Origin of the sequence: Burkholderia sp. MSMB1459WGS, assembly GCF_001534535.1 — a bacterium.
GTDB lineage: Bacteria > Pseudomonadota > Gammaproteobacteria > Burkholderiales > Burkholderiaceae > Burkholderia.
In genome coordinates this window covers 111,080-136,768 of sequence record NZ_LPMU01000023.1, presented here as the reverse complement: position 1 = coordinate 136,768, position 25,689 = coordinate 111,080, and the positions used below count along the sequence as shown (strand labels likewise).

The following is a 25,689-nucleotide window of genomic DNA, read 5'->3' as shown; positions in this document are numbered from 1 at the left end:
TCTCCGCATGATTGAGCGATGTGACCGGCCAACGGGCCGGCGGAACGACGACATCGAGTCGCACCGCAACATGCGATGTCTAATTAGACATTAGTGCAACAAGTGTTGTCAATGGCGATACTACGACACCAAAAAAGTCCGCAACAGATAAATGCATCGAGACAAACCCGGGCCGCGCGGCGCGGATAGATCGGAGGAAAGCGGGAGGATGGCGGAGCAGAATGCCCCGCCGGATCGTGGCGCGCCGGCGGATGGCGGCGCGGAGCGGAAGATGGCGCGCCGTGCCGGAATGGCCGTGCGCGTGACGCCGGCAACCGCCGGCTCGACTCAATGCAGGTGGCGCAACGCTCGGGCAATGGCCAACGGGCAACGCGCCGATGCCGCACCGCTCACGCCGCGACCCCGCTCGCCTGATGCGACACGAGCCGCGCATACGCGCCCTGCCGCGCCATCAGGTCCGCATGGCGCCCGGCCTCGATCACCGTGCCCTGCTCGATCACGAGGATCAGGTCGGCATGGCGCACGGTCGACAGACGGTGCGCGATGACGATCGACGTGCGCTGCGCCATCAGGTCCTCCAGCGCCGCGCGGATCTGCTGCTCGCTGATCGTGTCCAGGTGCGACGTCGCCTCGTCGAGGATCAGCACCGGCGCATCCTTCAGGAAGGCGCGCGCGATCGCCACGCGCTGGCGCTGGCCGCCCGACAACTGCACGCCGCGCTCGCCGACGCGCGTCGCGAGCCCGTCGGGCAGCCGCGCGACGAAGTCGCCGAGCGCGGCGTGGTCGATCGCGCGCCGCACGTCCGCGTCGGATGCGTCGTTCGCAGCGAGCCGGATGTTCGCTTCGAGCGTGTCGTTGAACAGGTAGGTATCCTGCGCAACGAGCGCGATGTGCTGCCGCAGGTCGTCGAGCCGCAGGTCGCGCAGGTCGACGCCGCCGAGCGTCACGCGGCCCTGCTGCGGATCCCAGAAGCGCAGCAGCAGGCTCGCGACGGTCGACTTGCCCGCGCCCGATGCGCCGACCAGCGCGACCGTGCTGCCGGGCGGCGCCTCGAAACTCACGCGATCGATCGCGGGCACGCTGCGCCCCGGATACGTGAACGACGCCGCCTCGAACCGCACCGTCGCATCGCCGGGCATCGCGTGCGCGCCGTCGATCACCGTCACGGGTTCCTTCTCCAGCGCGCGCAAGCGTCGCGTCGAGGCGATCGTGTCGGCAAGCTGGCGCGCGACCTGGCCGATTTCGGCCACCGGCATGAACGCAGCCACCGCGACCAGCACCAATAGCGGCAACGACTCGCGCGGGAACCCGCCGCGTGCGCACAACCACGCGCCGAGCGCCGCGACCGCCAGCCCGCCCAGCCCGCTCGCGACTTCCAGCGCGGCGCTTTGCGACGACAGATCGTCGAGCAGCTTCGCGCGCTGCCGGCGGTACGCATCGACCTCGGCCACGAACGCTGCGCGCCGGCGCGCGATCGCCTGGAACGCGGTCAGTTCCGCGAGCCCCTGGATCGTTTCGGTCAGGTGCGCACCGAGCTGGCCGAGCGCTTCGCGCGCACCGGTGCCGAGCCGGTCGACGTCGCGTCGCGCCAGCACGGGTGCGAGCCCCGCCCACAGCAGGAACGGCAACAGCACGAGCGCGAGCGGCCACGCCACCGACGCGAGCAACGCCAGCACACAGGTCGGCACGAGCACCGCGACGAATGCCGGCGCCAGCGTATGCGCGTAGAAATATTCGACGGTCTCGACGTCCTGCGTCGCGAGCGACACGAGATCGCCGGAACGGCGACGCAGCAGCCCGGCCGGCGCGAGCCGTTCGAGCGTCGCGAACAGCGCGATGCGCATTTCCGCGAGCAGCCGGTACGCCATGTCGTGCGCGAGCCAGGATTCGAGCCAGTGCAGCACGGCCGCGACAGGCGCGATCGCGAGCAGCGCGACCACGAGCCCGCTGCCGACATGCCCCGTCGGCACCGCGCCGACCACCCGTGCGCCGATCACGCCGACGCCGATGAATGCGAGCACGCGGCCGATCCCGAACAGCACGGTCAGCACGACCTTGGCCTTCCACGGACGCACGAAGCGCAGCAACGTCTGCAACGTTTCCGGCCAGCCGATCGTCGCCGCATCGTCGTTCAGCGGCCGCACCTGCGGGCCCGACGACGCGCGCGCGCTCGCACCAGCCGCCGCCGTCGCGCCGACGGATTCGGCGACCGCTTCCAGTTGCGGCCCCATCAGCCGTCGATACGGGCCGTCGCGCGCGATCAGCGCCGCATGCGTCCCTTCGTCGACCACCCGCCCCTGATCGAGCACCAGGATACGATCGGCGCCGATCACGCTGGACAGCCGGTGCGCGAGCACGAGCGTCGTCCGTCCGTGCGTAAGCCGGTCGAGCGCCTGCTGGATCAGCGCTTCGTTTTCCGCATCGACCGACGACAGCGCTTCGTCGAGCAACAGGATCGGCGCATCGCGCAGCAGCGCGCGGGCAATCGCGATGCGCTGGCGCTGGCCGCCCGACAGCATGAGCCCGCGTTCGCCGATGCGCGTCGCGTAGCCGTCGGGCAGCGCCGAGATGAAATCGTGCGCGTTGGCCGCGCGCGCGGCCGCGATCATGTCCGCGTCGCTGGCGTCCGGGCGGCCGAGCCGCAGGTTGTCGGCGACGCTGCCGTCGAACAGCGTCGCGTCCTGCGCGACGACCGCGATCATGTCGCGCACCTGGTCGACAGAGAGCGTACGCACGTCGTGGCCGCCGATCCGGACCGCACCGCCCTGCGCGTCGTGCTGGCGCAGCAGCAGGCGTACGATGGTCGACTTGCCGGCCCCGCTCGGCCCGACGATCGCCACCGTCTCGCCCTCGCGCACCGAGAAACTCAGCGCCGCATGGGCATCCGCGCGGCGCCCCGGATACGCGAAGCTGACGTCGTCGAACGCGATCTCCGGCCGCAGGCCCGCCACCCGCGGCGCGTCGGCGGCCGGCGCCTGACTGCCCGCGTCGAGCAGCGCATGGATCGCATGCGCCGCGGACTGGCCGATCATCCCCTGATGCAGCACCGCACGCAGGTCGCGCAGCGGGCGGAAGATCTCGCTGCCGGCCATCAGCACGATCAGCAGCGCTTCAACGCTCATGTCGCCGTGCTGCACGCGCCACGCGCCCACCGCGATCGCCGCGGCCGCGCCGAGGCCGGTGCCGAGATCGGTGAAGAACCGCGTCAGCAGGCCGAGCGCGAGCACCCAGAACGTGCTGTCCGACAGTGCGCGCGCCTTCGCGGCCAGCTTCGCGCCGAACGCGGTGCTCTGCCCGAACGCCTTCAACGTCGGCAGGCCCTGCACCGCGTCGAGAAACTCCTCGCCGAATGCCTTGAACGCGGCCGAACGGGCGAGCGCCGCACGCTTGTCGGCGCGATGCACGAGCTGCGGCAGCGCAAGCGTGACGAGCGCCGCGACCAGCAGGATCGCGGCCGTCGGCACGTCCCACCACGCGAGCACCGCGAAGATCATGAGCGGCGCGCACGCGGCGATCACGAGTTGCGGCAGGTAAACGCCGAAGAAGGTCTGCAGCTGCTCGACGCCGTCGACGACGGCCAGCATGACGCCGCCCGTGCGTTCGCCGTTGAACCATGCGGGGCCGAGCGCGGCGATCCGGTCGAACAGCCGCGCGCGCAGCGTCGCCTGCACGCGGCCCGCCGTATGCTGCGCGAGCACCGTGCGGCGATGATCGAGCCAGGCACGCAGCAGCACGCAAGCCGCCGTTGCAACGACGGCCTCGCCGATGTCGCGCGCCGGCGCGCCGGAAAAAACCAGCGCCAGCACGCGACCGAGAAATACGAAGCGCAGGATGCCGACACCCATCGCGAGCAACCCGAGCGCGACGGCCGCCGCCACCCGCCAGCGCAGCCCCGCCATCATGGCCCATAGTCGTCGGTCGAAATACATGAAGCCCTCCAGTCGGTGTTTCGTTGCGTTTTTCTTGACCGGATCGAGGCTACCTGCGCCGCCCGCGCGCGGCAAAAGATGATTTTTCAACGGGTGTTGAGTCAACTACAATACCCCGCATGTCGCACCTTCCTCCCCTCAGCGCACTGCGTGCTTTCGAGGCGACCGTTCGCCTCGGCGGGTTCGCGCGCGCGGCGGTCGAGCTGAACGTGTCGACCAGCGCGGTCAGCCATCAGATCCGCTCGCTCGAGGAATCGCTCGGTGCGCGGCTGCTCGAACGCAGCACGGGGCTCGGCGGCATCAGCCTCACGCCGGCCGGTGCGCGCCTGCTGCCGGCCGTCGGCGAGGCGCTGTCACGTCTCACCGACGCGTGCGCCGAGATTCGCGGCACCGCGCAACGGCTCACCGTCTCCGCCAACGCGCCGTTTTCGTCGATGTGGCTCGCGCGCCGGCTGGCGGAATTCTCGTCGCTTCATCCCGACACCCCGCTGCACGCGGTCGTGCTCGACGACGAGCCGGATTTCGCGCGCAGCGGCGTCGATCTGGCGATCGTGCACGTGCCCGCGCACCGGCTGCGAGACGACGACGACGTGCTGATGCGGGAAACCGTGTTCCCGGTGTGCAGTCCCGAACTGTTTCCGTACGCATCGGGATACGTATGCCGCTCGCGGCTGCTGCAGGAGATGCACGAGGACAACCCCGAGATCGACTGGCGCAACTGGGCATCGGAATTCGGCCTGCCGGGTGACTTCGAGACGAAGATCGTCCGTTACAGCAGTTTCAGCCAGGTAATCGGCGCGGCCGTCGGCGGCGCGGGCATCGCGCTCGGCCGCGTGCCGCTGATCGAGCCCGAACTGCGCAGCGGGCGCCTGGTGCCGCTGGTGCCGGGCCTCGCACGCGACGCGTCGTGGCGCTTCGTGCTGCGCCGCCATCCGTCGACGCGGCACCGGCTGCTCGATCCGTTGATCGCGTTCCTGCGCAGCGAAGCGGACGCACCGCCGTTCGTCTCGAAAATGGTTGCGCCCGCATCCAACGATAGTCACGCGCGAGGCACGAGCGGCGCCTGACGGGCCGGCATGCAAGGCCGGCCTCGCGTCGCCCGGCGGCCGCTTACGGCGTCGCGAAGAACAGCGCGACGACGCACGCCATCCCGCCGAACCACACGAGCGAACGCAGCGACGCCCAGTTCAGCAGGTACATCAGCGCATAGACGATGCGGATCGCGACGAACGCGATCGCGAGCTGATCGACGCGATGCACGTTCGCGCCGTTGTGCCATGCCACCACCAGCGCGGCCGTGAACAGCGCAAGCGCTTCCCACGCATTCTGATGAGCGGCCTGGGCGCGTGCGCGCCAGCCTTCGAGCTTCGCCAGGTACTCGCGCGGCGCGCGGTTGTCGTAACCCTTGCGGGCCTTGGCGAGAAACGTCATCGGGAACGGCAACAACGCGACGATGAACAGGCACAGCTGGGACGTCGTCATCCAGGTCTCCTCCATTATGATTACATTGAACAATGACAAGATCACCGAGAGCTTAGCATCGCGCCGTGCCGTTCGCGCACCGGTTTTCTAGACGGGAGACTCGGCCGCGCAGGCCGCCGGCGACGAGCCCGGCCCGCTACGACACCAAAATTTCCACCAAATCGTCGACAAATACGTTAATTAAAACTGGTCGAACACCAATAAGATAGTGCTCAACACTGGCTTGGCACGCGAGCGCGCCAAGCCCGCCGTTTCCCTCCGCGCCGCCGCGCGCCGAACGACATCCGACCCGAGCCCTTGCCATGCCCCGTCCCATCGTCGCCCATATCCGCCCGGACGCCGTCCGCCACAACCTCGACTTCATCCGCCGCACCGCTGCGCAATCGCGCGTGTGGGCCGTGATCAAGGCCAACGCGTACGGCCACGGCATCGAACGGATCTACCCGGGCCTCGCGGCCGCCGACGGCATCGCGCTGCTCGATCTCGACGAAGCCGTGCGCGTGCGCGAGCTGGGCTGGGACAAGCCCGTGCTGCTGCTCGAAGGGATCTTCGAGCCGGCCGACGTCGAGCTGGCCGATCGCCACCGGCTGACGGTCGCCGTGCACTGCGACGAACAGCTCGACCTGCTGATCGCCGCGAAGCCTCGTCAGCCGATCGACATCCAGCTGAAGATGAATTCCGGCATGAACCGGCTCGGCTACCGGCCGGCCGCGTTCCGCGCCGCGTGGGAACGCGCGGCGCGCGCGCCGTCGATCGGCAAGATCACGCTGATGATGCATTTCGCGAACGCCGACGAAGGCGAGGTCGACTGGCAGCTCGAGCAGTTCGACGCGACCACGGCCGGGATTCCGGGCGAGCGCTCGGTATCGAATTCGGCGGCGGTGCTGTGGCACCCGCACGCGCACCGCGACTGGGTGCGCCCCGGCACGATCCTGTACGGCGCTTCGCCGACGGGTGCGTCGCGCCATATCGCCGACACGCCGCTGACGGCCGCGATGACGCTGACCAGCCGGATCATCGGCGTGCAGACGCTCGCCCCCGGAGAGACCGTCGGCTACGGCCGGCGCTTCACGGCCGACCAGCCGATGCGGACCGGCGTCGTCGCGTGCGGCTACGCGGACGGCTATCCGCGCCATGCGCCGACCGGCACGCCGATCGCCGTGGACGGCGTGATGACGCGCGTCGTCGGCCGCGTGTCGATGGACATGCTGACCGTCGACCTGACGCCGTGTCCGAACGCGGGCATCGGGTCGAGCGTCGAGCTGTGGGGCGACCAGGTGAAGGTGGACGACGTCGCGGAAGCCAGCGGCACGATCGGCTACGAGCTGATGTGCGCGCTCGCGCGCCGCGTGCCGGTGGCGATCGTGCCCCCCGGCGCGTCGAGCATGCAGCCGGTGCCGCGGACCGGCAGCCACGGGCGCTGACCGGCGGCGGTTCGGCGGTTCGGCGATACGCGACCGCGCGCCGCACCTGTCGCGCTACGTACCGGCGGCCCGCCCACGCGCAGCGGCGACGACGCGGGACGTCGTTGCGCGTCGTGCAACGACGGGCGCCGATGCGCTCCCCGCGCGCTTGCGCCGATGCGTCACGAGCGCCACGTCGGCTTCCGCTTGTCGAGGAACGCGTCGATGCCCTCGCCCGCATCCTCTTCCATCATGTTGCGCGCCATCACGTCGCCCGCGTACGCATACGCTTCGTCGAGCGGCAACTCGCGCTGACGATAGAACATCTGCTTGCCGATCCGCACCGCGGCCGGGCTCTTCGCGACGATCTCCGCGACCTTGCGGGCGACGGCCGCATCGAGCGCGTCCTCGGGCACGGCTTCGTTGACGAGCCCCCACGCGGCGGCCGTCGCCGCATCGACGAAACGCCCGGTCATCAGCATGTCGAACGCGCGCTTGGCCGCGACGTTGCGGCTCAGCGCGACGGCCGGCGTCGAGCAGAACAGCCCGACGTCGATGCCCGACACCGCGAAGCGCGCGGTATCGGCCGCGATCGCGAGGTCGCACGCGGCGACGAGCTGGCAGCCGGCCGCCGTCGCGATGCCGTGCACGCGCGCGATCACCGGCACCGGCAACGCGCGCATCGCGAGCATCACGCGGCTGCACTGCGCGAACAGCGTGCGGTAGTAGTCGAGTTCGGGCTTGCTGCGCATCTGCCGCAAGTCGTGGCCGGCGCAGAACGCCTTGCCTTCGGCGGCCAGCACGACGCAGCGCACGTGCGGATCGGCAGCCAGCGTATCGAACGCATCGTGCAGGGCCGAGAGCAACGCTTCGGACAACGCGTTGAACTGCTGCGGGCGATTCAGGCGCAGCGTGACGACGCCGTCGTGCGTGTCGCGCAGCAGGATCGGCTCGGCGGTCTGTTGATCGGGTTCCATGGGGCTCCGCTGGACGGGGTTCGACAGGTTGCGCGGCGAGGCGAACGCGTGACCATCGCGCCCGCCCGCTCGCGGCATGACGAGGAAATGGTCCTCCACATTCCGCGGCGCGTCCAGCCGCGCCGCCGCATGCGCGTGCGCCGCGGCCTGCCCGCCACTGCGCCACGCCCCTGCCGCTCGTGCGTCAACGGCGCGGCTGCGCGGCTTGCGCGCGACCTGCCGTCCGCGCAGCCAGCGCGGCAATCGCATAGGCGACGCAGCCGAGCGCCGCGACAGCCCACAGCGCATCGGTCGGATCCGGCAACAGGATCGTCGCGGCGCCTGCAACGGCCACGCCGAGCAGGCTGCCGGCCTGCCGTGCCGCGTTGAGGAACCCGGATGCCACGCCCGCCGCGTCGGCAGGCACCTGTTCGAGCACCGTCGCGATCATCGGCGCCACCGACAGCGCGGTCCCGGTGCCGAATGCGATCATGGCCGTCCAGACCGCCGGCCACGGCGCACGCAGCGCGAGCGCAAGCGCGATCGCGGGAACGGCCAGTGCCGCCATCGCGAGGCCGTTTGCCATCAGCGTGACCGGATGCACCCGGCCGTGCAGTTTTCCCGACAGCAGATTGCCGAGCGACAGACTCAGCGCGAACGGCAACAGCGTCAGCCCCGTCTGCCGCGCACTCATGCCGAAGCGCCCGTGCAGGTACAGGCTCAGCACGAACAGCAGCCCGAAGTACCCGACATAGACGAGGCTGCCCATCAGATTCATCGCGACGAAGATGCGGTTGCGAAACCACGCGAGCGGCACCATCGGATGGCGGGCACGCCGCTCGACCACGACCAGCACGGCGGCGGCGAGCGCGGCGATCAGCAGCGCGCACCGGACCTCGGTAGCGCCGACGCCGCGCGTCGGCAGTTCGATCACCGCGAAACACAGCGCACCGAGCGCGGTCGCCCCGACGCACTGGCCGGCCCAGTCGAACCGGCGCACGTCCTGCGCGGCCGATGCGCGAACGAGCGCCGCCGCGCCGGCAAAGGCCACGGCGCCGGTCGGCACGTTGATCAGGAATGCGCTGCGCCAACCGAAATCGTCGACCAGGATCCCGCCGAGCACCGGCCCCACGGCAACCGCGACCGACGCGATGCCGGCCCACACCGCGATCGCTCGCGCCCGCTCGGCCGGCACGTCGAAGGTGCTGCGCACGATCGCGAGCGACGCGGGCAAGAAGAGCGCGGCGCCCGTGCCCTGCCCGAAACGCGCGACCACGAGGACCGCCACCGACGACGCGACGCCGCACGCCGCCGACGCGGCGACGAACAGCGCCAGCCCGGCGAGATACACGTGCTTCGCGCCGAACCGGTCGGACAGCGCACCGCCCGCGAGAATCAGCGCGGCGAAGCTGAGCGTGTACGCGTCGACGATCCACGCGAGTTCCGCGACCGTCGCGCCGAGGCTCGTGCGCATCGCCGGCAGCGCCACGTTGACGATCGTCGAATCGAGTACCGCCATGAACATGCCGACCGCGACGAGCGCCAGCGTCCAGCGCTGCTCGCGCGCCGTCGGGCGGCTCGGCGCCGCTGCGGCGACGGGAACGGGGACGGAAACGGAATGGCAATCGGACATGACACCTCCAGGCAGATGCCGGGAGTCTAGGACCGGGCGCATGATGCGGAAAAGTGATAATTTCGCATTTGCCCGATGCAGATTTGCATCATTCGATTCCGCCCACCGCTGGCTGCCCGATCGTCCGTCGAGCGACTCCACCCGGTAGCGGTAGACAAGAATCATGCAGGTGATCCTGCCCCGTGGCAGAACCTGCCGGTCAACGGCACGCCTTGCCTTCCCGCCATCAATGGCGGGTTTCTCGGAGCACATCCTGATGAACTGGGACAACGCCCGCTTCTTCCTCGCGCTGGCGCGCACCGGCACGCTGCGCGGCGCCGCGGCGCAACTGAACGTCGATCAGGCGACCGTCGGGCGCCGGATCGCCGCGCTCGAGGACGAGCTCTCGGCCCGGCTGTTTCTCCGCACCCCGTCCCTCTATGTGCTGACGACCGCGGGCGAAGCCCTGCTCGAACCGGCCGAAACGATGGAGCGGGCGTCGCTGACGATCGAACGCCGCGTGATGGGGCTCGACGAGCAACTGGCCGGGTCCGTGCGCGTCGCCACGACCGACACGCTCGGCAAGCGCTTCGTCGTTCCCGCGATCGCCCGCTTGCGGCGCAGGCATGCCGGCATCGACGTCGTGTGCGTGACGTCGGCGCAAATCACCAACCTCACGCGCCGCGAAGCGGATCTCGCGATTCGCACATTGCGGCCGGAATCGCCGGATCTGATCGTCAGGCGGCTCGGGCATCTCGAAACGGGCATCTACGCATCGCGCCGCTATCTGGCCGAACGCGGCGAACCGGTCGCGGGCAGCGCGTTCGACGGGCACGATCTGGTGATGTATCAGCAGCCGGTGGTGCCGACGATGTGGGACGCGCTGTGCGGCGAACCGACTTCACGCGGCCGCGTGATGTTCCAGACTTCGTCGACGATGATGCTGGTGGAAGCCGCGCTGGCGGGGCTCGGCATTGCGGAGCTGCCGTGCTTCCGCGCCGACACCGAGCCGGAGTTGGTGCGACTCATGCCGCAGCGGTGCAATCATTTCGACGTGTGGCTCGTCGCCCATGCCGATCTCTACAAGACCGCGCGCGTGCAGGCGGTGATCGAAGCGGTCGTCGACGAATTCGCGACAGCGGCGGCCCCCGCCCGCTAACGGGCCGGTGCGTCAGCGCGGCTGATACTCGCCATCCGCTGCCGACCAGCGAAACGTCCGGCGCCATTTGCCGCCGCGTTCGCGCAACTGCAAGTCGTGGAAGCCGTCCGTCGACGTCGACAGCACGCTCAGCGCATTGCTGCCTTCCGTGACGTCGTGATCGCGCGTGCCGTCGCGATGCCAATCGCCGGCGATATCCCGGTAGAACATCATCGGCTGCGCGGTCACTTCCGCTTGCGCCCGCTGCGCCACACACGCACGCCCGACCACAACTGACCGACGCCGACGACGAAAAAGACCAACCCCATCGCGCCGAATGTCAGCACATCGCCCCAGATCGCGCCGAACGTGTTCATCCGCGCAGTCATCCCCGGCGCATCCGGCGCATAGCGCACCTCGACCGTCGCGCCGTCCTCGACGCTGACGTCGCCGCCCTGCGAATATTCGACATGTTCGCCCGTGAGCGTCGTGAACGCGATTTCCGGATGATGCGGGCCCGCGTTCAGCTTGACGACGCGCCCCGGCACGACGACCGACGTTCGCAGGAACTCACGCGTCGACTGCGCATACAGAGCGACGCCGATCAGCATGCACGTGCCCACGACGGTAAAGCCGATGCCCTTTGCGATCAGCGTCTCGATGTGCCGGGCTGCAGCCCCGCCGGATACGGACATCATCCGTTTCGTGCTACGGACGCGACCGATAGAACGACACGTCGATCCGGGACTGTGTCTTGCAGCGATACATCACGCCGCGCCCCGTTTCGTCGGTCACGCCTTCGTACAGCCCGTTGCAGCCCGTCACCTTGTACCGCGCGAACGGAACGCGCTTGCCGTCCGTCGGACGGACCAGCACCGGAATGCGTCCGGTCGGGCCGTCGCCGATCATGCGGACGAGCACCATGCGCGCCGCATCGATCGGCGCGTCGGAACGCATGTAGATCGTGCGCCCCTGCGCGTCGGTGGTGCCTTCGACTTCGAGTTCCCGGCTGTCCTGGGTCGCGCTGGTGTAAAGCGCGAACGCATAGCGCGTGTTCGGCAGCGCCTGCCTGGTGGCGGGGTCGTGCAGCACGAAATAGCATCCGTTTGCGCCCCGCCCGGCCGACGCCTGCCCGTTGGCCTGCGTGGGATTGCACGTGTACGACGAGCCGTCGCCCGCGGCCGCCGTGTGTGCATGCTGTGGCCCCGTGTTCGCGCATCCGCCCGCCAGCGCGGCGACCAGCGATACGCACGCGCCGCGCAAGCGCGCGGGCCGACCGATTCCGGTTTTCATTGGAAGGTGTACCGTTCCCGATGTTGTCAATGCCGGGCGTGCCGTGCATGACACACCGGCACGCCGCCCTCGGCAACCGGCAGGATACGGACATCGCGGCGCGCTGTAAATCGCGCCGGCAACCGGCCACGCGCCCCGAACCGCAGCGTCGAACGCCGGCGCGGCATCGGGCCCGCGCCGGCCGCGCGCGTCAGCCCGCGAGCTTCTTCAGCGCGTCGAGCACCGCATCGCCCTTGAACGGCTTCACGATCCAGCCCTTCACGCCGGCGGCCTTGCCGCGCTCCTTCATCGCCGGGCTGCTTTCGGTCGTCAGCATCACGACGTTGACCGCCGTGTTCGCCAGTTCGCCGCGAATCTTCTCGACCATCGTCAGGCCGTCCATGTTCGGCATGTTCACGTCGCTGATCACGAGGCGCACGCCGGGCGTCGCCTTGAGCTTCGCGAGCCCGTCCTTGCCGTCGACGGCCGTCGCGACGTCGAGCCCGTGATTGCGCAGGAAGCCCGCCACTTCGTCGCGCACCGTGCCCGAATCGTCGACCACCAGAATCTTTGCCATGTCGTATTCCCCTTTCGTCGTTGCTGACTTCAACATTCAAAACAGTTCGAGTTCGCCCGATTCGACCATCGGCCCGACGTCCTGCACCGATTCGCGGAAATCCTCCGGCGACCAGCTCAGGCTGAACACGAAACGTTGGTCGAGACGGACCGAGCGCCCCGATGCCGGATCGGTCATCCGGTACTTGAAACAGAGCTGCGGACAATCGCCGCCGAACGAGATGAACTTCTGCTTGTGATTGACGACGAGCGGCACCTGCACCGGATGGCGCGCCAGCGCCTCGGCGTCGCCGAGATAGCGGTTCTTGAACGCGCCCCACACGAGATTGGTCAGCTCGCCGAGCACGCTGTTCACGTCGCGGAAATCCGGCGCGCGGCTGCCGTCGCGCGAGCCGCCGAGCATGTCGAGCAGCGGCTGCTCGCTCGTCTGCAGGAGCATGTAGCCGCGGCACCACGCGCTTTCGAGCGCGATCAGGCTGAACACCTCGCCGAAGATGATCTGGTCGCGCACGATGCACGGCGTGTCGTGCTCGATCGTCATGCCCGGGAACAGGCTGTCGAGGCGCGCCTCGGTGATCTCCGAGATGCCGCGCACGAGCGCGTTCGGGTAGTCGCGCCCAAACAGGTATTCGTCGATCGCGCGCTCGAGCGGCGTCATGTCGTCGGCGACGTAGGCCGCGCACGCGACACGCGCGAGCGCATCGGGCAGCCCGTCGCGCGACGCGAGCGATTCGCGGCGCAGGATGATCGGCAGCTCGGGCCGCAGCGCGTCGATCTGCGTCGCGATGATCGCGCTCTCGGCCGGCGAGCCGCCGTAATCCTCGGCCAGCAGGATCGCGCCGAGATCGATGTTCGAGCGCAGCACCTTCAGCAGCCGGCTGCGCCGCACGGTCAGGCCGACCAGGTTGTGCTCGTCGCAGAAACGCTTGATCGCGTCGGCATGCACACGGCTGTCGTCGAGCACGAGCACCTTGCTGACGGGTTGGTCTTCGGTCATCTGATGGATTCCTGATGGTCGGTCAGAACAGTTCGAGCTCGCCGCCGGTTTCCACCGTGGCCGCTTCCGGCACATGGAAATCGACCGGCGCGTTCGCGCACACGCACAGCGTCGCGCCGACCCGCACGTCGTCGAACGTCAGGTCGTACGCGGCCACGTAATCGGGCGAGAGCGCGTGCATGTAATCGATGCTCGCGCCGCTCAGCAGGTAAGGCGTCGACATCCCGAGATCGGGAAACGGCGCGGTCAGCGCCTGGTTGATCGCGCCGCAACACAGGTTCGCGGCTTCCATGAACGCGTCGGTCAGCGGCCGCGCGTTGCCCGCGCCTGCCGCCGTGCCGACGAAATGGCGGCGCGTCGCGTCGTCGTCGCTGAAGCGCAGCGCGAGCAGCAGGCGGAAGTGCAGCGCCGAGATCGTCAGCACGACCACATATTCGGGCGCCTTCGATTTCGATCGCGACGTCGCCTGCAAGCGATCGGGCGCGTCATGTTCGTGGCCGGTGGCCGGCCGGATGTCGCACGCGCCGCCGGATGCGAGCCGCGTGCGCGCGGCATCGAAAAAGATCCGCTCGAAACCGGCTCTCGCCTGCGCGCCGATCACGCGGCCTCTCCTTCGATCCGCGCGTGCAGTTGCCCGGCCAGCGTCTCGACGGTCGCGAGCGCGGCCGTGATCATCTTGCCGCCGGCCTGGATGTCCTGGAACGTCGCGGCGGTCACGAGATCGTTGCGGTTCAGGCTGTCGCGATAGCTGTTCGACAATTGCTGCGAGCGCGCGGCCAGCCCGCGCACCTCGCTCGCGACGATCGAGAAGCCGCGCCCGGCCGTGCCCGCGCGCGCGGCCTCGATCGACGCGTTCAGCGACACGATCGACACGTGCGCGACGATCGCCGACAGCTCCTGGTTCTTCGTGCGCATGTCCTGGTTCTGCGTGGTCAGCGAGATCATCTGCTCGTGCCAGCGCTCGAACGTGCCGGCTAGCCCGCGCAGGCGCGCGGCTTCGTCGGCGATCTTCATCGCGTGCTGCGCGAGCGCCGCGCGATCGGCCGACAGCGCCTGCAACGCGTCGCGCTGCGCGCCGTGCGCGGACGCCTCGCGCGCCAGCGCCTCCTCGAGCTGCGCCTCGCGCCGCGCCCATGCGTCGGCCGCTTCCGCATGCGCCGACGCCGCTTCTTCCGCGCGTGCACGGGCGGCGTCGAGCGCGTCGCGCAACGCATCGGCCTCGCGCGCCAGCGCCGCGACGTGCCGCCTGCGCATCACGCGAAACGCGATCGCCGCCGCCACGGCGACGACCGCGCCGCCCGCCAGCGCGGCGGCCATCTGAATCATCCACGCCTGCACGATCACGCCGTCACTCCGCTGCGCCGATATCCGCGCTGCGCGCCCGCTGGGCGGGCCCCGCGCCATGCGCGGCACCGTCCGCCGCGAAGCGCGCCGGCAGCGACACGATCGTCTCGAACGCGCGATACGGCGCGCCGACGCGATCGTCGGTGAAGCGCAGCGCGATATCGCCGCCCTCGCGCTTCAGGAAATTGCGCACCGCGTCCATGCCGACGCCGCGTCCGGATACTTCGGTCACCGTCTGCGCGGTCGAAAAACCCGGCCGGAAGATCAGTTCCGCGACCTCCTCGTCAGACAGTGCCGCCGCGTCGTCGGCATCGATCCAGCCGCGCTCGCGCGCGATGCCGCGAATCCGGTCGAGCGCGAGGCCGCGGCCGTCGTCGCCGAGCACGAACCACAGCTCGCCGCCGCCCACGCCGACCGCGATATCGATCGTGCCGGACGCCGCCTTGCCGGCCGCGCGCCGCACGTCGGACGATTCGATCCCGTGGTCGATCGAATTGCGCAGCAGGTGCATGAATACGTTCTTCAGCGTCGCGACGATCTCGCTGCGCACGCGCTGGCCGTGGCTGTCGATATGCACGACGGGCGCCGGCTTGCCGAGCTCGGCCGCGAGCGACGGCAGCGACTCGATCACGCTGCCGAGCGCCTCGCCGATACCCTGGGTGCCGAGCTGGCTCAACATGCGCCGCACGGCATCGCGCGCCGCGTGCCAGTCGGACGCATTTGCCGGATCGGCGCCGTCGAGCACGCGCAGGCTTTCGCTGATGCGCGCGCGCTCGACCATCAGGAAATCGGCGCCGCTTTGCGCCGGCTCGCTGCTGCGGCCGAGCGTGACCGCGTTGATCGTCGCGTAGTGATCGACGGCTTCGCGCACGCGCGCCAGGTCGTCCATCAGCGCGTCGCGGTTCCACTCGGGGCCGCTGTCCGCGCGCCGCAGCGATTCGTACGCCTGCTCCGCTTCGTGGACGATGTTCGTCAGATGCTGGAGGCTGTAGGTGCGCGCATTGCCCTTGATCGTGTGCATGTTGCGGAACAGCGCCGCGACGATCGAATGATCGGCGCGCTCGTGCTGGCGGATCATCCGCTCGTTCTCGCTGAGGAAGCCCTTCGCGCTGTGCACGAAGTCGTGGAACTTGTCCTGGCTGATCGACAGGATCTCGCCGATCATCTCGAGGCGCCGCTGCTGCTCGCCGGCCTGCGCGGTCAGCTCGCGGATCTCGGTCACGTCGCGCACGCACAGCATCAGGCGCACCACCGTGTCGGTCTCGTCGGTGATCGCCGACCAGCTCAGATCGAGCCATTTCTCGCGGCCGTCCGGCATCCGCTTCGCGACTTCGTTGACGAGCAGGTGCTCGTTGAACGCGAAGTTCATGCTGTCTTCGCCCAGGCACGCGTGCACGGCCGCATCGACCTGCGAACGCGCGTCGGCGCCGATCGCCGAATCGTCGAACACGAGCGCCATCAGGTCGCGGCCGGCAATGTCGTTCGTCTCGAAGATGGTTTCGAGGTACGCCGAATACTCCGCATGCACGACGCCGCCTTCGACGACGGTCAGGATGCCCTGCTGCATGTTCTGCAGCATCGCCTGGATGTCGGCCGTCTTCTGCTTCAGTTGCGCGGCGTTCTCCTGGATCTTCTCGATCATCCCGTTGAACGCGACGATCGAATGGCCGATTTCGTCCATCCGGCCCACCGGCACGCGGCGCGTGAAATCCTGGCTCCTCGCGATCTCGCTCATCGCCGTCTGCATCCCGATCAGCGGGCGCGTGATCTGGCGATACAGCACGAGGCCGAGCGCGGTCAGCAACACGATCACCGTGCCGGCGACGGCCGCGATCGCGGTCGCCGTGGTCGCGAGCATCCCGTTCAGCGCGCCGATCGCGTCGTCCTTCTGGCGGTTCTTCTCGACGCGCAGCGTGTCGACGATGCTTTCGAGTTCGTCGCGATACTGCGCGACGTTCGCGAACAGGTAGGCCTGCGCCATCTCGGCCTTGCCGTCCGCCTTCATCTTCACGGTGTCGTCGATCGCCGCGAAATAGTTGGCGGCACTGTCCTTCGCCTGCGCGACGAGCCCTTCCTGCGCGCGGCCGACCGCCGATTTCGCCTGCGCGTCGAGCGCGGCGCGCAGTGCGGCCTGCTTCGCCTTCAGCTCGTCGCGCGCCTGCGCGGCGGTGTTCGCGTCGGGCGCGTAGACGAGCGTCATCGTCGCGATCTGGATGTTCTTCACGTCGGCGACGAGATCCGCCGACGCGAGCGCGCTCGGCACGATTCCCTGGGTGACCTGACGCACCTCGGATGCGCTCTTGCGCGTCTGGTACACGGCATAGATGCCGATCGCGGACAGCGCGAAGAACGTCAGGACGACTAGTAGCGTAATGCGATGACGGATGGTCATGAGTACAGCTCCCCGCAGCGATCCGGCTTCGATCGCCCTCTGGTCTAATGAAAGAATGTGAGCGCCGAATTATCGGGGATGGTGTATGACTGTCCGATGACCGACAATCAATCGTTCATTGAGGAAATTGAAATGAATAATTGTGCGGGGAAAAGCCTAAAGTTTTTCGCGGATTTGCCGTTAACTCGCCACCGCCATATGCAGCACGGCCACGGCGCCCGACGCATCGCCGCAATAGCGGATATTCATCGTTTTATTCATGCTCCGCGAAATCCGTTTTATCGAATGCCGGTAAAACGTTTGCGCATTATCGGCGAGCCGGTTTATTTCGGCCTCTTTTTATAATCGATGCTGCGTTCGCCTGGCAGGCTCGTTAATGTCGCCCGTGCATGATCCGCCGCTCGGCCTTCGCTCGGTTCGGCGAGCCAGTCTTCGAATTGCAGCCGCGGAACCCGCCCGAATTCGCGGACATTGTGCGTGACGAGCACGAGATGCCGGGCGCGCGCCTGCCCTGCGATCAACGCGTCGTAAGGGCCGATCGCCGTACCGGCCGCGATCAGATGCGCACGAATTTCGCCCGCATGCTGCGCATCCTCGGTGTCGAACGGGACGACCTCGAACTGAAGCGCGTCGACACGTGCGACGTTCGCTGCCGCTCGCCGACTCTTGTACGCGCCGTAATAAAGCTCATGCGCGACGATCGCCGGGATCCCGAAATCGGCCGGCCGCCAGGCATGCAGACGGGCCAGCATTGCCGGCTCGCCCTCGAGAATGGCGATCACCGCGGTGGTGTCCAGCAGGAACTTCATTCGAACACATCCAGGCCCGAGCGCTCCTGAGCGGACGGCTGCGTGGTCGCCGCAGCCTCGAAGTCGGCGTCGACGGGGCCGATCAGCGGCGTCAGCCATGCCCAGTCTTGCGGCACCGGTTCAAGAATGACGGACGCCCCATGGCGGCGGATGCGCACCTCGGCCGTATCGAAGCGGAAATCCTTCGGCAGCCGGACGGCCTGCGAGCCGCGATGCTTGAAGATCTTTGCCGTGTCCATCTTCGCGCCCTCACGTATCTACAAAATGCATCTATTTTGTCAACGCACGTGAGAATGACGAGTCGTCCGATCGGCCTGCTGCCGAAAGGTTGCCGGGCCGTTGGCCCATGCCTGGCGGCATGGCGTCGCGATCCGTTCCCGCAGCGCACCGCGGCCCGATTCGTTCCCCCGCGGAAACAATCAATCCCGCCCCGGCGATTCCCGTCCCGATCCGCCCGCTCTAGACTGTCGCATCGTTCCCTTTCGGACTCACGCAATGACCGACGTTCTGCCGCTGACCACCGATCCCGAATCCGGGCTGCAGTACCGGCTGCGCCCGGCCAACGGCCGCCCCGCCGCCCGCCTGTTGCTGCTGCACGGCGTCGGCGGCAACGAAACCAACCTGCTGAACGTGGCCGGCACAATCGATCCGCGCATCGAAATCGCGTTCGTGCGCGGCCCGCTCACGTTCGGGCCGGATCAGCATGCATGGTTTCCGGTGCGTTTCGGCCCGAACGGCCCTGAAATCGATGCGGCGCGTGCCGACGAGAGCCGCGTGCAACTGATCGCGCTGCTGCACGCGCTCCGCGCGCGGGATGGCGCAGCCCCCGCGTCGGCCACCGTGATCGCCGGCTTCAGCCAGGGCGGCATCATGAGCGCGAGCGTCGGCCTCACGTCGCCGGGCGACGTGAGCGCGTTCGCCGTGCTGTGCGGCCGCATCCTGCCGGAAATCGATTCGCTGATCGCGCCGCGCGATGCGCTTCGCCCGCTGCACGCGTTGATCGTGCATGGCCGCTTCGACGACAAGCTGCCCGTCGCGTGGGCAGACAAGGCCGATGCGAAACTGGCGGCACTCGGCATCGCGCACGACACGCGGCTGTATGCGGCCGGACACGAGCTGACCGCGGAGATGGCCGGCGATTTCGGCCGATGGGTCGGCGAGCGCGCCGGCTTGAACCGGACTTGAACCGGACGCACCGCAGGCGCCGGCCCGCAAACGGACCGGCGCCTGCGGTGCATGGCATTACGCGTTCCGGGCAGGCTCGGCAACGGCGCGCGCCGATGCGGGCATCGCCGCCTGCTCGCGCACGGCTCCGCGTTTCGCCAGCTTCCAGCCGATCGCCAGCGCGAGCACGACGACCGGAATCATCGCAACGGTCCACGTGCCGCCCGGATAATCGAACGCCATCAGCACCAGCACGCTGACCAGGAACCCGAGCGTGAGCCACGACGTGAAAGGCGCGCCGGGCATCCGGAACGACACCGGGCTCAGTTCGCCGCGATCGACCGCGCGACGGAACAGGATCTGGCACATCACGATGAAGCCCCAGGTCGTGATGATCCCGAGCGACGCCATGTTCAGCACGATCTCGAACGCCTGCGCCGGCACGATGTAGTTCAGCGGCACGCCGATCGCATTGACCGCGACCGTGACGAGGATTCCACCATAGGGCACGCCGCGCGCGTTCATCCGCGACACGAAGCGCGGCGCGGAGCCGCCCATCGCGAGCGAGCGCAGCACGCGCCCGGTCGAATAGAGGCCGGAATTCAGGCTCGACAGCGCGGCAGTCAGCACCACGACGTTCATCACCGTGCCGACGTACGGCACACCGAGCTTGCTGAAGAACGTCACGAACGGGCTTTCGTGCGCGCTGTACGCGGTCCACGGCAGCAGCATCGTCAGCAGCACGACCGAGCCGACGTAGAACAGCCCGATACGCCACATCACGCTGTTGATCGCCTTCGGCAACACCTTGCGCGCATCGGCGGTCTCGCCCGCCGCGACGCCGACGAGCTCGATGCTCGCGTATGCGAACACCACGCCCTGCACGATCAGCACGGCCGGCAGGATGCCGTGCGGGAAGATCCCGCCGTGATCCGCAACGAGATGCAGCCCCGGCATCTGGCCGGCGACCGGATGCCCGCTCGCGAGAAACACGGCGCCGACCGCGAGGAACAGCGCGAGCGTCCCCACCTTGACGATCGAGAACCAGAACTCCATCTCGCCGAACACCTTCACGCCGATCATGTTCATCACCGACACGATCCCGAGCGCGCCGAGCGCGAACACCCATTGCGGCACGTCGGTGAACACGGCCCAGTACTTCATGTAGATCGCGACCGCGGTGATGTCGACGATGCCGGTCGTCGCCCAGTTCAGGTAGTACATCCAGCCCGCGACGAACGACGCGCGTTCGCCCATGAACTCCCGTGCGTACGACACGAAGCTGCCGCTGGTCGGCCGGTGCATCACGAGCTCGCCGAGCGCACGCATGATCAGGAACGCGAACGCGCCGCACACGAGATACACGAGCGCCAGCGCGGGCCCCGCACTCTGCAGGCGGCCGCCCGCGCCGAGGAACAGGCCGGTGCCGATCGCGCCGCCCATCGCGATCATCTGCACGTGGCGCGGCTTCAACTTCTGTTCGTAGCCGGCTTCGTGCGACGCGAACATCGCATCGCGGTCGGCATGACGGGGATCCGCGCCGCCGGCCGTGTCGGCCGGGCGCTCGCTGGCGTGCTTCATGGTGTGTCTCCGTTTCTTGATGTATCGCGCCCGTCGACGGGCGCTGCGGGGAACGGCCACGCGCGGGCCGCCGGCGGCATGGGCCGGCGCCGCGCGGGCGGAATCAGTAGGCGCGCGGCCGGATCAGCGCTTCGGGCTGCAGCGCCTCGTCCAGTTGCGCGTCGGTCATCAACCCGTGAGCCAGCACGACTTCGCGGATCGACTTGCCGCTCTCGTGCGCTTCGGCGGCCACGGCGGTTGCGCGCTTGTAGCCGATGTACGGATTCAGCGCGGTGGCGAGCGCGACCGAGCGCTCCATCGTCTCGCGCAGCCGCTCGGGATTCGCGGTGATGCCGCTCACGCACCGCTGCGCGAGCGTCGTGCAGGCGGCCGTCAGGTGGCTGAAGCTGCGGAACAGCGCGCTGGCGATCACCGGTTCGAACGCGTTGAGCTGAAGCTGGCCGGCCTCGGCCGCGAAGGTGATGGTCACGTCGTTGCCGAACACCTCGAACGCGACCTGGTTGACGACTTCCGGGATCACCGGATTCACCTTGCCGGGCATGATCGACGAGCCGGCCTGCACCGGCGGCAGGTTGATCTCGCCGAAGCCCGCGCGCGGGCCGCTCGACAGCAGCCGCAGGTCGTTACAGATCTTCGACAGCTTGACGGCGATCCGCTTGAGCACGCCCGACACCTGGACGAACGCGCCGCAATCCTGCGTCGCCTCGATCAGGTTCGGCGCGGTGCTCAGGTCGAGCCCGGTGATCCGGCGCAGCGCGGCCAGCGCCTTCTCCGCGTACTGCGGGTGGGCGGTGATGCCCGTGCCGATCGCGGTCGCGCCGAGGTTGATCTCGCGAATCAGCCAGCCTGCCTCCTGCAGCCGCGCGATGTCTTCCGTCAGCATGACTGCGTAGGTCGAGAATTCCTGGCCGAGCGTCATCGGCACCGCGTCCTGCAGTTGAGTGCGGCCGAGCTTCAGCAAACCGGCGAACGCGTCGGCCCGCTCGGCGAACGCATCGCGCAGCCGCGCCATCGCTTCGAGCAGATGTTCGACCGCGAAGCACGTCGCGATCCGGATCGCGGTCGGATAGACGTCGTTGGTGCTCTGCGCGAGATTGACGTGCTCGTTCGGGTGCAGATATTCGTACTGTCCGCGCGCGTGCCCCATGATTTCGAGCGCGCGGTTGCAGATCACCTCGTTCGCGTTCATGTTGGTCGACGTGCCGGCGCCGCCCTGGATGACGTCGACGACGAACTGGTCGTGCAGCCGCCCTTCGCGGATCTCGACGCACGCGGCGGCGATCGCATCGCGGTACGGCCGCGGCAGCAGGCCCAGTTCGCAGTTGGCGTCGGCCGCCGCTTCCTTCACGGCCGCGAGCGCCATCACGAGGTACGGCAGCGACGCAATGGTGCGGCCCGAAATGTCGAAATTTTCTTTCGCGCGCAGCGTGTGGACGCCGTAATAGGCGGCATCCGGAATACTTCGTTTGCCTAAAAGATCCGCTTCGACGCGGAAGCCGTTTTCGGTCATCGTGCCCTCCAGGATGTCTCGTGCCGCTCGTCGTTCGCCGCTTGCCGACGCGACGGGTTCGCATTCTATGCCTTTGCAAAAACAAGCTCCCTTCTGTATTATCGAAAGCGGTTTTGCGTGTGGCGCAACAGCGAGAATCGAATGAAGAAAGGCGCGAGAGAAACCGGCATCGATCACCTCGGCGCGATGCGCGCGTTCGTGCGCGTGGTCGAAACGGGGAGTTTTTCGGCGGTCGCGAAGGAGATGCACGTGTCGACGTCGACGGTCGCGCGCAAGGTGACGGCGATCGAGGAGGCGCTCGGGGTCGCGCTGCTGCACCGCTCGACGCACAGCGTGACGCTCACCGAAGCCGGCCATATCTATCTGGAGCGCGCGGTCACGCTGATCGCCGATCTCGACGACACGCTGCGCGTCGTCGCCGAGCTGAATGCGCAGCCGAGCGGCCCGCTGAAGCTCACCGCGCCGGTCGCGTTCGGCCGCCGTCACCTCGCGCCGCTGATCGCGCCGTTCCTGGCGCGCTATCCGACGATCCAGCTCGACGTGCGGCTCACCGACAACCACAACGACCTCGTGGCCGGCGGCTTCGACCTCGACATCCACGAAGGCGAGAACTACCTGGACAACCTGGTCGTCCACCGGCTGTCGCGCAACGACAGCATCCTGTGCGCGACGCCCGGCTACCTCGACCGCTGCGGGCGCCCGGCGACGCCGGACGACCTGAAGCACCACAACTGCCTGCGCTACGTGCATCCGGAAGGCGATCCGCGCTGGGCTTTCGTGAACGGCGACACCCAGCACAGCGTGCTGCCGGCCGGCAATCTCGTCACCGACCATTCGGAGCTGCTGCTGGAAGCGACCTGCGCGGGGCTCGGCATCGCGGAATTCGAGATCTGGCTGGTGCGCGACCTGCTCGCGAGCGGCCAGCTCGAAGCCGTGCTGCCGCGCTACCGGCTGCAGAACCGGCTGACCGGCGAATTCATCTACATCGCATATCTGGCGAACCGGCGCAGCTCGGCGAAGCTGCGCGTGCTGAAGGATTTTCTCGTGGAACACCTCGCGCAGATCGGCGAGCTGTCGGATCGGGAACTGGCGAAGCTTCACCACGCACGCGCGTAGCGTGCGCCGATGCACGGCCCGGATCGCGGGCTGGCGGCATCGGCGCGGCGGCCGCGTTCAGGCCGCCTGCAATTCGAACGGGAACGTCACGTGCCCGAACTCGACTCCCTGCGTGTTGAGCATCCGCGGCCGGTGAAAGCCAGCCAGTTGCGCGCGCTGCTCGGCCGTGCCGATCTGCAGCCGCTCGAGGATTTCGCTCACGACCATATAGAGCACGTCGAGATTGCCGTCCTCGATCTTCACCGAGATGCCGAGCGCGCCGTCCGCGCCGAGTTGCCGCGTGCGTTCCGACGCGCGCACGCCGATCCCGTAGCACGCATCCGCGCCGAGCTTGCCGACCACCTGCCCGCCGAACGCGTTCATCAGCACCGTGCAATAGCGCCCGTCGCCTGCGACCAGTTCCGGATAGGCGGTCATCGCACGGTGAATGCGCGCCAGTGCGCGCACGCGATCGGTGAGCGCGCCGCCCGCTTCCGCCGCGTCCGCGCCGTCGGCCAGCGACGCGTACAGGCGCGCCAGCCGATCCAGCGAGAACGCCGGCGTCGGCAGGTTGCAGCCGTCGATGCCCCAGTCGACTTCGTCGTCGCGCAGGCCGCACGCGTCGGCCACCGCGTGCTTCACGCGCACCTGCATCGGATGGTCGGGCAGATGGTAATCGGCGATCGCGGCGCCGATCGCGCGCGCGCCCGCCAGCATCCCGACATGCTTGCCCGAACAGTTGCTGCATACGCTAGTCGGCGTGTAGTCGCGCTTGATCCATGATCGGTACACCGCGTCGGACAACGGCGGATGGCCGCCGCAGCGCAAATCCGATTCGTGCGCGTCGACCTTCTCGAGCATCGCGCGCGTGCGTTCGATGTGACGGTCCTCGCTGCTGTGCGACGCGCACATCAACGCGATGTCCGCGTCGTCGAAGCCGAAACGTTCCGGCGCGCCCGTCTCGATCACCGACAGCGCCTGGGCCGGCTTGGCGGCCGACCGCGCGAGCGTCATCCGGAACGGATCGCCGAACCGGGCCAGCAGCCGGCCGCGGGCGTCGACTACCGCCACATGGGCGACGTGCGTGTTCTCGATCGCATTGCCGCGGTACGTGACGACCGCTGCGCGTGGGGTGTCCATCCTCTTCTGTCTCCTTGCTCGGGGGCCTGATGCCGGGGCCCGTCCAACCGGTACGGCAGTGTAGCGAGTCGTCGTCGCCGCGCGTCGGTCCCGTCATGGAAAGCGGTGTTGCGCACGATGCAAAGCCGGTCGAACGGCAGCGGCAACGCGTCGATTGGCTGCCCATCGGGATGGCGCCACACGTCGCGGTCGATCCGGCATTCGGCGCACGGCAGGTCGGACGGTGCCCGGTCCTGCCCGGCCGGGCGATTTCGCGCTACGCGTCCAGCGCGAGCAACGCGAACGTCGCGAGCCAGTGCTCGCCCATGTAGTCGCCGGCCACGTGCGCGAGTGCGCTCGCGAGATGCCGGTCGGCCGCGTCGAGCAGCTTCGCACGCCGTGCATCGCCTGCCGGCAGCGCGCCGGCCAGCGACCGCTGGCACCACGCGCGGCTCAGGTTCAGCCCGTCGAGGTGCGCGATCTTGCCGTCGCTGCGGTCGCTGACGGTCGCCGGCTCGAACAGCGTCGCGGGCTCGCCGCGCGCGAGGTCGGGCAGGAAGCGCGCGAACCAGCCGTCGAATTCGGCGGCCGGCAGCACGCGCCGCATCAGTTCGGCCTCCATCAGCGCGGGCGACAGGAATTCGTCGCCCGACGGTTCCCACGCCTGGCATGCGACGTCGTTCAGGTGCCAGCGCTTCGCGGTATCGACGATCAGCGCGGCAAGCCCGTCGCGCTGCGTGTCGCGGGCGAAATCGAGCGCGAGCGCCAGCGCGAACGCGGTGTTGAAGTGCGTGCCGACACGCAGCGGATAGGTCGCCTTCGGCAGGAAAGTCTCGAAGCGCGACACGAACAGGTCGGCCAGCGGCGCCATCGTCTTCGCCCAGCGCGCGGCCTGCGGCAGCACGCCCTTCAGCGCGAGCCGCTCGAGCTGCGCGGCGAGCGCGAGCAGCCACGCCCAGCCGTACGGCCGCTCGAAGCCGGCGTTGTGCGGCCGCGCGAGATACGCGCGCTCGCCGGCGACGTTCGCGTCGGTGAAATGCGCGTCGACGATCGCGACGATGCGTTCGGCTTCCGGCAATGCCGGGTAGCGTTCGAGCACGCGCAGCACGAGCCAGTAGCCGTGCACGCACGAGTGCCAGTCGTAGCTGCCGTAGAAGATCGGATGCAATGCGCGCGGCCCCTGCACGTCGTGCGGACCTTCGAGCGCATGCGTGAGCTTGTTCGGATATTCGCGGGTCAGGTGCGCGAGCGCGAGCGACGCGAATTTCGACGCGAGTTCGGGAGTGAGTCGGTCGGTCATGAGGATCTCG

At 68.6% G+C, this 25,689-nt stretch carries 23 protein-coding genes and 1 pseudogene; 6 read left to right on the top strand and 18 right to left on the bottom strand.

The annotated features are described in order from the left end of the window. Nucleotides 1-389 precede the first annotated feature (389 nt). The gene (locus tag WT97_RS08355) at nucleotides 390-3,929 is read right to left on the bottom strand and encodes an ABC transporter ATP-binding protein (RefSeq protein ID WP_060036067.1); all 3,540 of its coding nucleotides are present in this window, start codon (nucleotides 3,927-3,929) and stop codon (nucleotides 390-392) included. Between the two features lie 119 nt (nucleotides 3,930-4,048). On the opposite strand from WT97_RS08355, the gene WT97_RS08350 reads away from it, so the two are divergent. Then, the gene (locus WT97_RS08350; RefSeq protein WP_060036000.1) at nucleotides 4,049-4,996 is read left to right on the top strand and encodes a LysR family transcriptional regulator; all 948 of its coding nucleotides are present in this window, start codon (nucleotides 4,049-4,051) and stop codon (nucleotides 4,994-4,996) included. 43 nt (nucleotides 4,997-5,039) lie between these two features. Here the strand turns inward: WT97_RS08350 and WT97_RS08345 are convergent, their stop codons facing one another. Further along, nucleotides 5,040-5,411, bottom strand: a complete 372-nt coding sequence (locus WT97_RS08345) for an MAPEG family protein (RefSeq protein WP_059500880.1) — start codon at nucleotides 5,409-5,411, stop codon at nucleotides 5,040-5,042. Nucleotides 5,412-5,713: 302 nt separating this feature from the next. Here WT97_RS08345 and alr point away from each other — a divergent pair, with 302 nt between their 5' ends. Continuing rightward, nucleotides 5,714-6,835 carry an alanine racemase gene (gene alr / locus WT97_RS08340; RefSeq protein WP_060036001.1) on the top strand — a complete coding sequence of 374 codons (1,122 nt, stop codon included), beginning with the start codon at nucleotides 5,714-5,716 and terminating at the stop codon, nucleotides 6,833-6,835. 161 nt (nucleotides 6,836-6,996) lie between these two features. On the opposite strand, the gene WT97_RS08335 is transcribed toward alr, so the two are convergent. Next, a complete protein-coding gene (locus WT97_RS08335; RefSeq protein ID WP_059500881.1) occupies nucleotides 6,997-7,791 on the bottom strand; it encodes an enoyl-CoA hydratase in 795 nt (264 codons plus the stop codon). Between the two features lie 184 nt (nucleotides 7,792-7,975). Further along, nucleotides 7,976-9,403: an MFS transporter gene (locus tag WT97_RS08330; protein WP_060036002.1), complete on the bottom strand. Its 1,428-nt coding sequence runs from the start codon at nucleotides 9,401-9,403 to the stop codon at nucleotides 7,976-7,978. Between the two features lie 256 nt (nucleotides 9,404-9,659). On the opposite strand from WT97_RS08330, the gene WT97_RS08325 reads away from it, so the two are divergent. Next, the gene (locus tag WT97_RS08325) at nucleotides 9,660-10,541 is read left to right on the top strand and encodes a LysR family transcriptional regulator (RefSeq protein ID WP_059500882.1); all 882 of its coding nucleotides are present in this window, start codon (nucleotides 9,660-9,662) and stop codon (nucleotides 10,539-10,541) included. A gap of 12 nt (nucleotides 10,542-10,553) precedes the next feature. Here the strand turns inward: WT97_RS08325 and WT97_RS08320 are convergent, their stop codons facing one another. From WT97_RS08320 to WT97_RS08285, 8 genes are all read right to left on the bottom strand, one after another. Further along, a complete protein-coding gene (locus WT97_RS08320) occupies nucleotides 10,554-10,754 on the bottom strand; it encodes a hypothetical protein (protein WP_257128467.1) in 201 nt (66 codons plus the stop codon). Nucleotides 10,755-10,765: 11 nt separating this feature from the next. Beyond that, nucleotides 10,766-11,218, bottom strand: coding sequence for a DUF3592 domain-containing protein (locus WT97_RS08315; RefSeq protein WP_060036004.1), 453 nt, complete (start codon nucleotides 11,216-11,218; stop codon nucleotides 10,766-10,768). Between the two features lie 10 nt (nucleotides 11,219-11,228). Beyond that, nucleotides 11,229-11,813 (bottom strand): hypothetical protein, encoded by a 585-nt coding sequence (locus tag WT97_RS08310; protein WP_060036005.1) that lies wholly within the window; start codon nucleotides 11,811-11,813, stop codon nucleotides 11,229-11,231. Nucleotides 11,814-12,003: 190 nt separating this feature from the next. After that, entirely contained in the window at nucleotides 12,004-12,369 is a 366-nt protein-coding gene (locus tag WT97_RS08305) for a response regulator (RefSeq protein WP_006486240.1), read from the bottom strand. A gap of 36 nt (nucleotides 12,370-12,405) precedes the next feature. Beyond that, entirely contained in the window at nucleotides 12,406-13,365 is a 960-nt protein-coding gene (locus WT97_RS08300; protein ID WP_059795650.1) for a chemotaxis protein CheX, read from the bottom strand. A gap of 22 nt (nucleotides 13,366-13,387) precedes the next feature. Beyond that, on the bottom strand, nucleotides 13,388-13,966 hold the full coding sequence (locus tag WT97_RS08295) for a hypothetical protein (RefSeq protein WP_060036006.1): 579 nt from the start codon (nucleotides 13,964-13,966) through the stop codon (nucleotides 13,388-13,390). Continuing rightward, nucleotides 13,963-14,691, bottom strand: coding sequence for a methyl-accepting chemotaxis protein (locus WT97_RS08290; protein ID WP_059795686.1), 729 nt, complete (start codon nucleotides 14,689-14,691; stop codon nucleotides 13,963-13,965). The genes WT97_RS08295 and WT97_RS08290 overlap by 4 nt, the downstream gene beginning before the upstream one ends. A 22-nt stretch (nucleotides 14,692-14,713) precedes the next feature. Further along, complete coding sequence (locus WT97_RS08285) at nucleotides 14,714-17,101, bottom strand: MCP four helix bundle domain-containing protein (RefSeq protein ID WP_060036007.1); 2,388 nt, start codon at nucleotides 17,099-17,101, stop codon at nucleotides 14,714-14,716. Nucleotides 17,102-17,197: 96 nt separating this feature from the next. Between WT97_RS08285 and WT97_RS32430 the strand changes: the two genes are divergently transcribed. Continuing rightward, the gene (locus WT97_RS32430; RefSeq protein WP_179949388.1) at nucleotides 17,198-17,446 is read left to right on the top strand and encodes a hypothetical protein; all 249 of its coding nucleotides are present in this window, start codon (nucleotides 17,198-17,200) and stop codon (nucleotides 17,444-17,446) included. Nucleotides 17,447-17,511: 65 nt separating this feature from the next. Here WT97_RS32430 and WT97_RS08280 read toward each other — a convergent pair. Next, nucleotides 17,512-17,910, bottom strand: a pseudogene (locus WT97_RS08280) (type II toxin-antitoxin system VapC family toxin); the annotation flags it as partial. Further along, nucleotides 17,907-18,149 carry an antitoxin gene (locus tag WT97_RS08275; protein WP_059795644.1) on the bottom strand — a complete coding sequence of 81 codons (243 nt, stop codon included), beginning with the start codon at nucleotides 18,147-18,149 and terminating at the stop codon, nucleotides 17,907-17,909. The pseudogene WT97_RS08280 and the gene WT97_RS08275, both read right to left, overlap by 4 nt. Nucleotides 18,150-18,405: 256 nt before the next feature. Between WT97_RS08275 and WT97_RS08270 the strand changes: the two genes are divergently transcribed. Continuing rightward, nucleotides 18,406-19,095, top strand: a complete 690-nt coding sequence (locus tag WT97_RS08270; protein ID WP_060036008.1) for an alpha/beta hydrolase — start codon at nucleotides 18,406-18,408, stop codon at nucleotides 19,093-19,095. Nucleotides 19,096-19,152: 57 nt separating this feature from the next. On the opposite strand, the gene WT97_RS08265 is transcribed toward WT97_RS08270, so the two are convergent. After that, the gene (locus WT97_RS08265) at nucleotides 19,153-20,655 is read right to left on the bottom strand and encodes an amino acid permease (RefSeq protein ID WP_059795640.1); all 1,503 of its coding nucleotides are present in this window, start codon (nucleotides 20,653-20,655) and stop codon (nucleotides 19,153-19,155) included. 103 nt (nucleotides 20,656-20,758) lie between these two features. Further along, the gene (gene aspA, locus WT97_RS08260) at nucleotides 20,759-22,165 is read right to left on the bottom strand and encodes an aspartate ammonia-lyase (RefSeq protein ID WP_059500795.1); all 1,407 of its coding nucleotides are present in this window, start codon (nucleotides 22,163-22,165) and stop codon (nucleotides 20,759-20,761) included. Nucleotides 22,166-22,306: 141 nt separating this feature from the next. On the opposite strand from aspA, the gene WT97_RS08255 reads away from it, so the two are divergent. Beyond that, nucleotides 22,307-23,281 (top strand): LysR family transcriptional regulator, encoded by a 975-nt coding sequence (locus WT97_RS08255; RefSeq protein WP_060036009.1) that lies wholly within the window; start codon nucleotides 22,307-22,309, stop codon nucleotides 23,279-23,281. 57 nt (nucleotides 23,282-23,338) lie between these two features. Here the strand turns inward: WT97_RS08255 and WT97_RS08250 are convergent, their stop codons facing one another. Continuing rightward, the gene (locus tag WT97_RS08250) at nucleotides 23,339-24,400 is read right to left on the bottom strand and encodes an asparaginase (RefSeq protein ID WP_060036010.1); all 1,062 of its coding nucleotides are present in this window, start codon (nucleotides 24,398-24,400) and stop codon (nucleotides 23,339-23,341) included. Nucleotides 24,401-24,656: 256 nt separating this feature from the next. Further along, nucleotides 24,657-25,679: a DUF2891 domain-containing protein gene (locus WT97_RS08245; protein WP_059795685.1), complete on the bottom strand. Its 1,023-nt coding sequence runs from the start codon at nucleotides 25,677-25,679 to the stop codon at nucleotides 24,657-24,659. Nucleotides 25,680-25,689 lie beyond the last annotated feature (10 nt).

Bases quoted from the DNA above. Each gene is read 5' to 3' on its own strand.
- WT97_RS08355 (WP_060036067.1), bottom strand. From the start codon at position 3,929: ATGTATTTCGACCGACGACTATGGGCCATGATGGCGGGGCTGCGCTGG.
- WT97_RS08350 (WP_060036000.1), top strand. From the start codon at position 4,049: ATGTCGCACCTTCCTCCCCTCAGCGCACTGCGTGCTTTCGAGGCGACC.
- WT97_RS08345 (WP_059500880.1), bottom strand. From the start codon at position 5,411: ATGACGACGTCCCAGCTGTGCCTGTTCATCGTCGCGTTGTTGCCGTTC.
- alr (WP_060036001.1), top strand. From the start codon at position 5,714: ATGCCCCGTCCCATCGTCGCCCATATCCGCCCGGACGCCGTCCGCCAC.
- WT97_RS08335 (WP_059500881.1), bottom strand. From the start codon at position 7,791: ATGGAACCCGATCAACAGACCGCCGAGCCGATCCTGCTGCGCGACACG.
- WT97_RS08330 (WP_060036002.1), bottom strand. From the start codon at position 9,403: ATGTCCGATTGCCATTCCGTTTCCGTCCCCGTTCCCGTCGCCGCAGCG.
- WT97_RS08325 (WP_059500882.1), top strand. From the start codon at position 9,660: ATGAACTGGGACAACGCCCGCTTCTTCCTCGCGCTGGCGCGCACCGGC.
- WT97_RS08320 (WP_257128467.1), bottom strand. From the start codon at position 10,754: ATGATGTTCTACCGGGATATCGCCGGCGATTGGCATCGCGACGGCACG.
- WT97_RS08315 (WP_060036004.1), bottom strand. From the start codon at position 11,218: ATGATGTCCGTATCCGGCGGGGCTGCAGCCCGGCACATCGAGACGCTG.
- WT97_RS08310 (WP_060036005.1), bottom strand. From the start codon at position 11,813: ATGAAAACCGGAATCGGTCGGCCCGCGCGCTTGCGCGGCGCGTGCGTA.
- WT97_RS08305 (WP_006486240.1), bottom strand. From the start codon at position 12,369: ATGGCAAAGATTCTGGTGGTCGACGATTCGGGCACGGTGCGCGACGAA.
- WT97_RS08300 (WP_059795650.1), bottom strand. From the start codon at position 13,365: ATGACCGAAGACCAACCCGTCAGCAAGGTGCTCGTGCTCGACGACAGC.
- WT97_RS08290 (WP_059795686.1), bottom strand. From the start codon at position 14,691: ATGATTCAGATGGCCGCCGCGCTGGCGGGCGGCGCGGTCGTCGCCGTG.
- WT97_RS08285 (WP_060036007.1), bottom strand. From the start codon at position 17,101: ATGACCATCCGTCATCGCATTACGCTACTAGTCGTCCTGACGTTCTTC.
- WT97_RS32430 (WP_179949388.1), top strand. From the start codon at position 17,198: ATGACCGACAATCAATCGTTCATTGAGGAAATTGAAATGAATAATTGT.
- WT97_RS08275 (WP_059795644.1), bottom strand. From the start codon at position 18,149: ATGGACACGGCAAAGATCTTCAAGCATCGCGGCTCGCAGGCCGTCCGG.
- WT97_RS08270 (WP_060036008.1), top strand. From the start codon at position 18,406: ATGACCGACGTTCTGCCGCTGACCACCGATCCCGAATCCGGGCTGCAG.
- WT97_RS08265 (WP_059795640.1), bottom strand. From the start codon at position 20,655: ATGAAGCACGCCAGCGAGCGCCCGGCCGACACGGCCGGCGGCGCGGAT.
- aspA (WP_059500795.1), bottom strand. From the start codon at position 22,165: ATGACCGAAAACGGCTTCCGCGTCGAAGCGGATCTTTTAGGCAAACGA.
- WT97_RS08255 (WP_060036009.1), top strand. From the start codon at position 22,307: ATGAAGAAAGGCGCGAGAGAAACCGGCATCGATCACCTCGGCGCGATG.
- WT97_RS08250 (WP_060036010.1), bottom strand. From the start codon at position 24,400: ATGGACACCCCACGCGCAGCGGTCGTCACGTACCGCGGCAATGCGATC.
- WT97_RS08245 (WP_059795685.1), bottom strand. From the start codon at position 25,679: ATGACCGACCGACTCACTCCCGAACTCGCGTCGAAATTCGCGTCGCTC.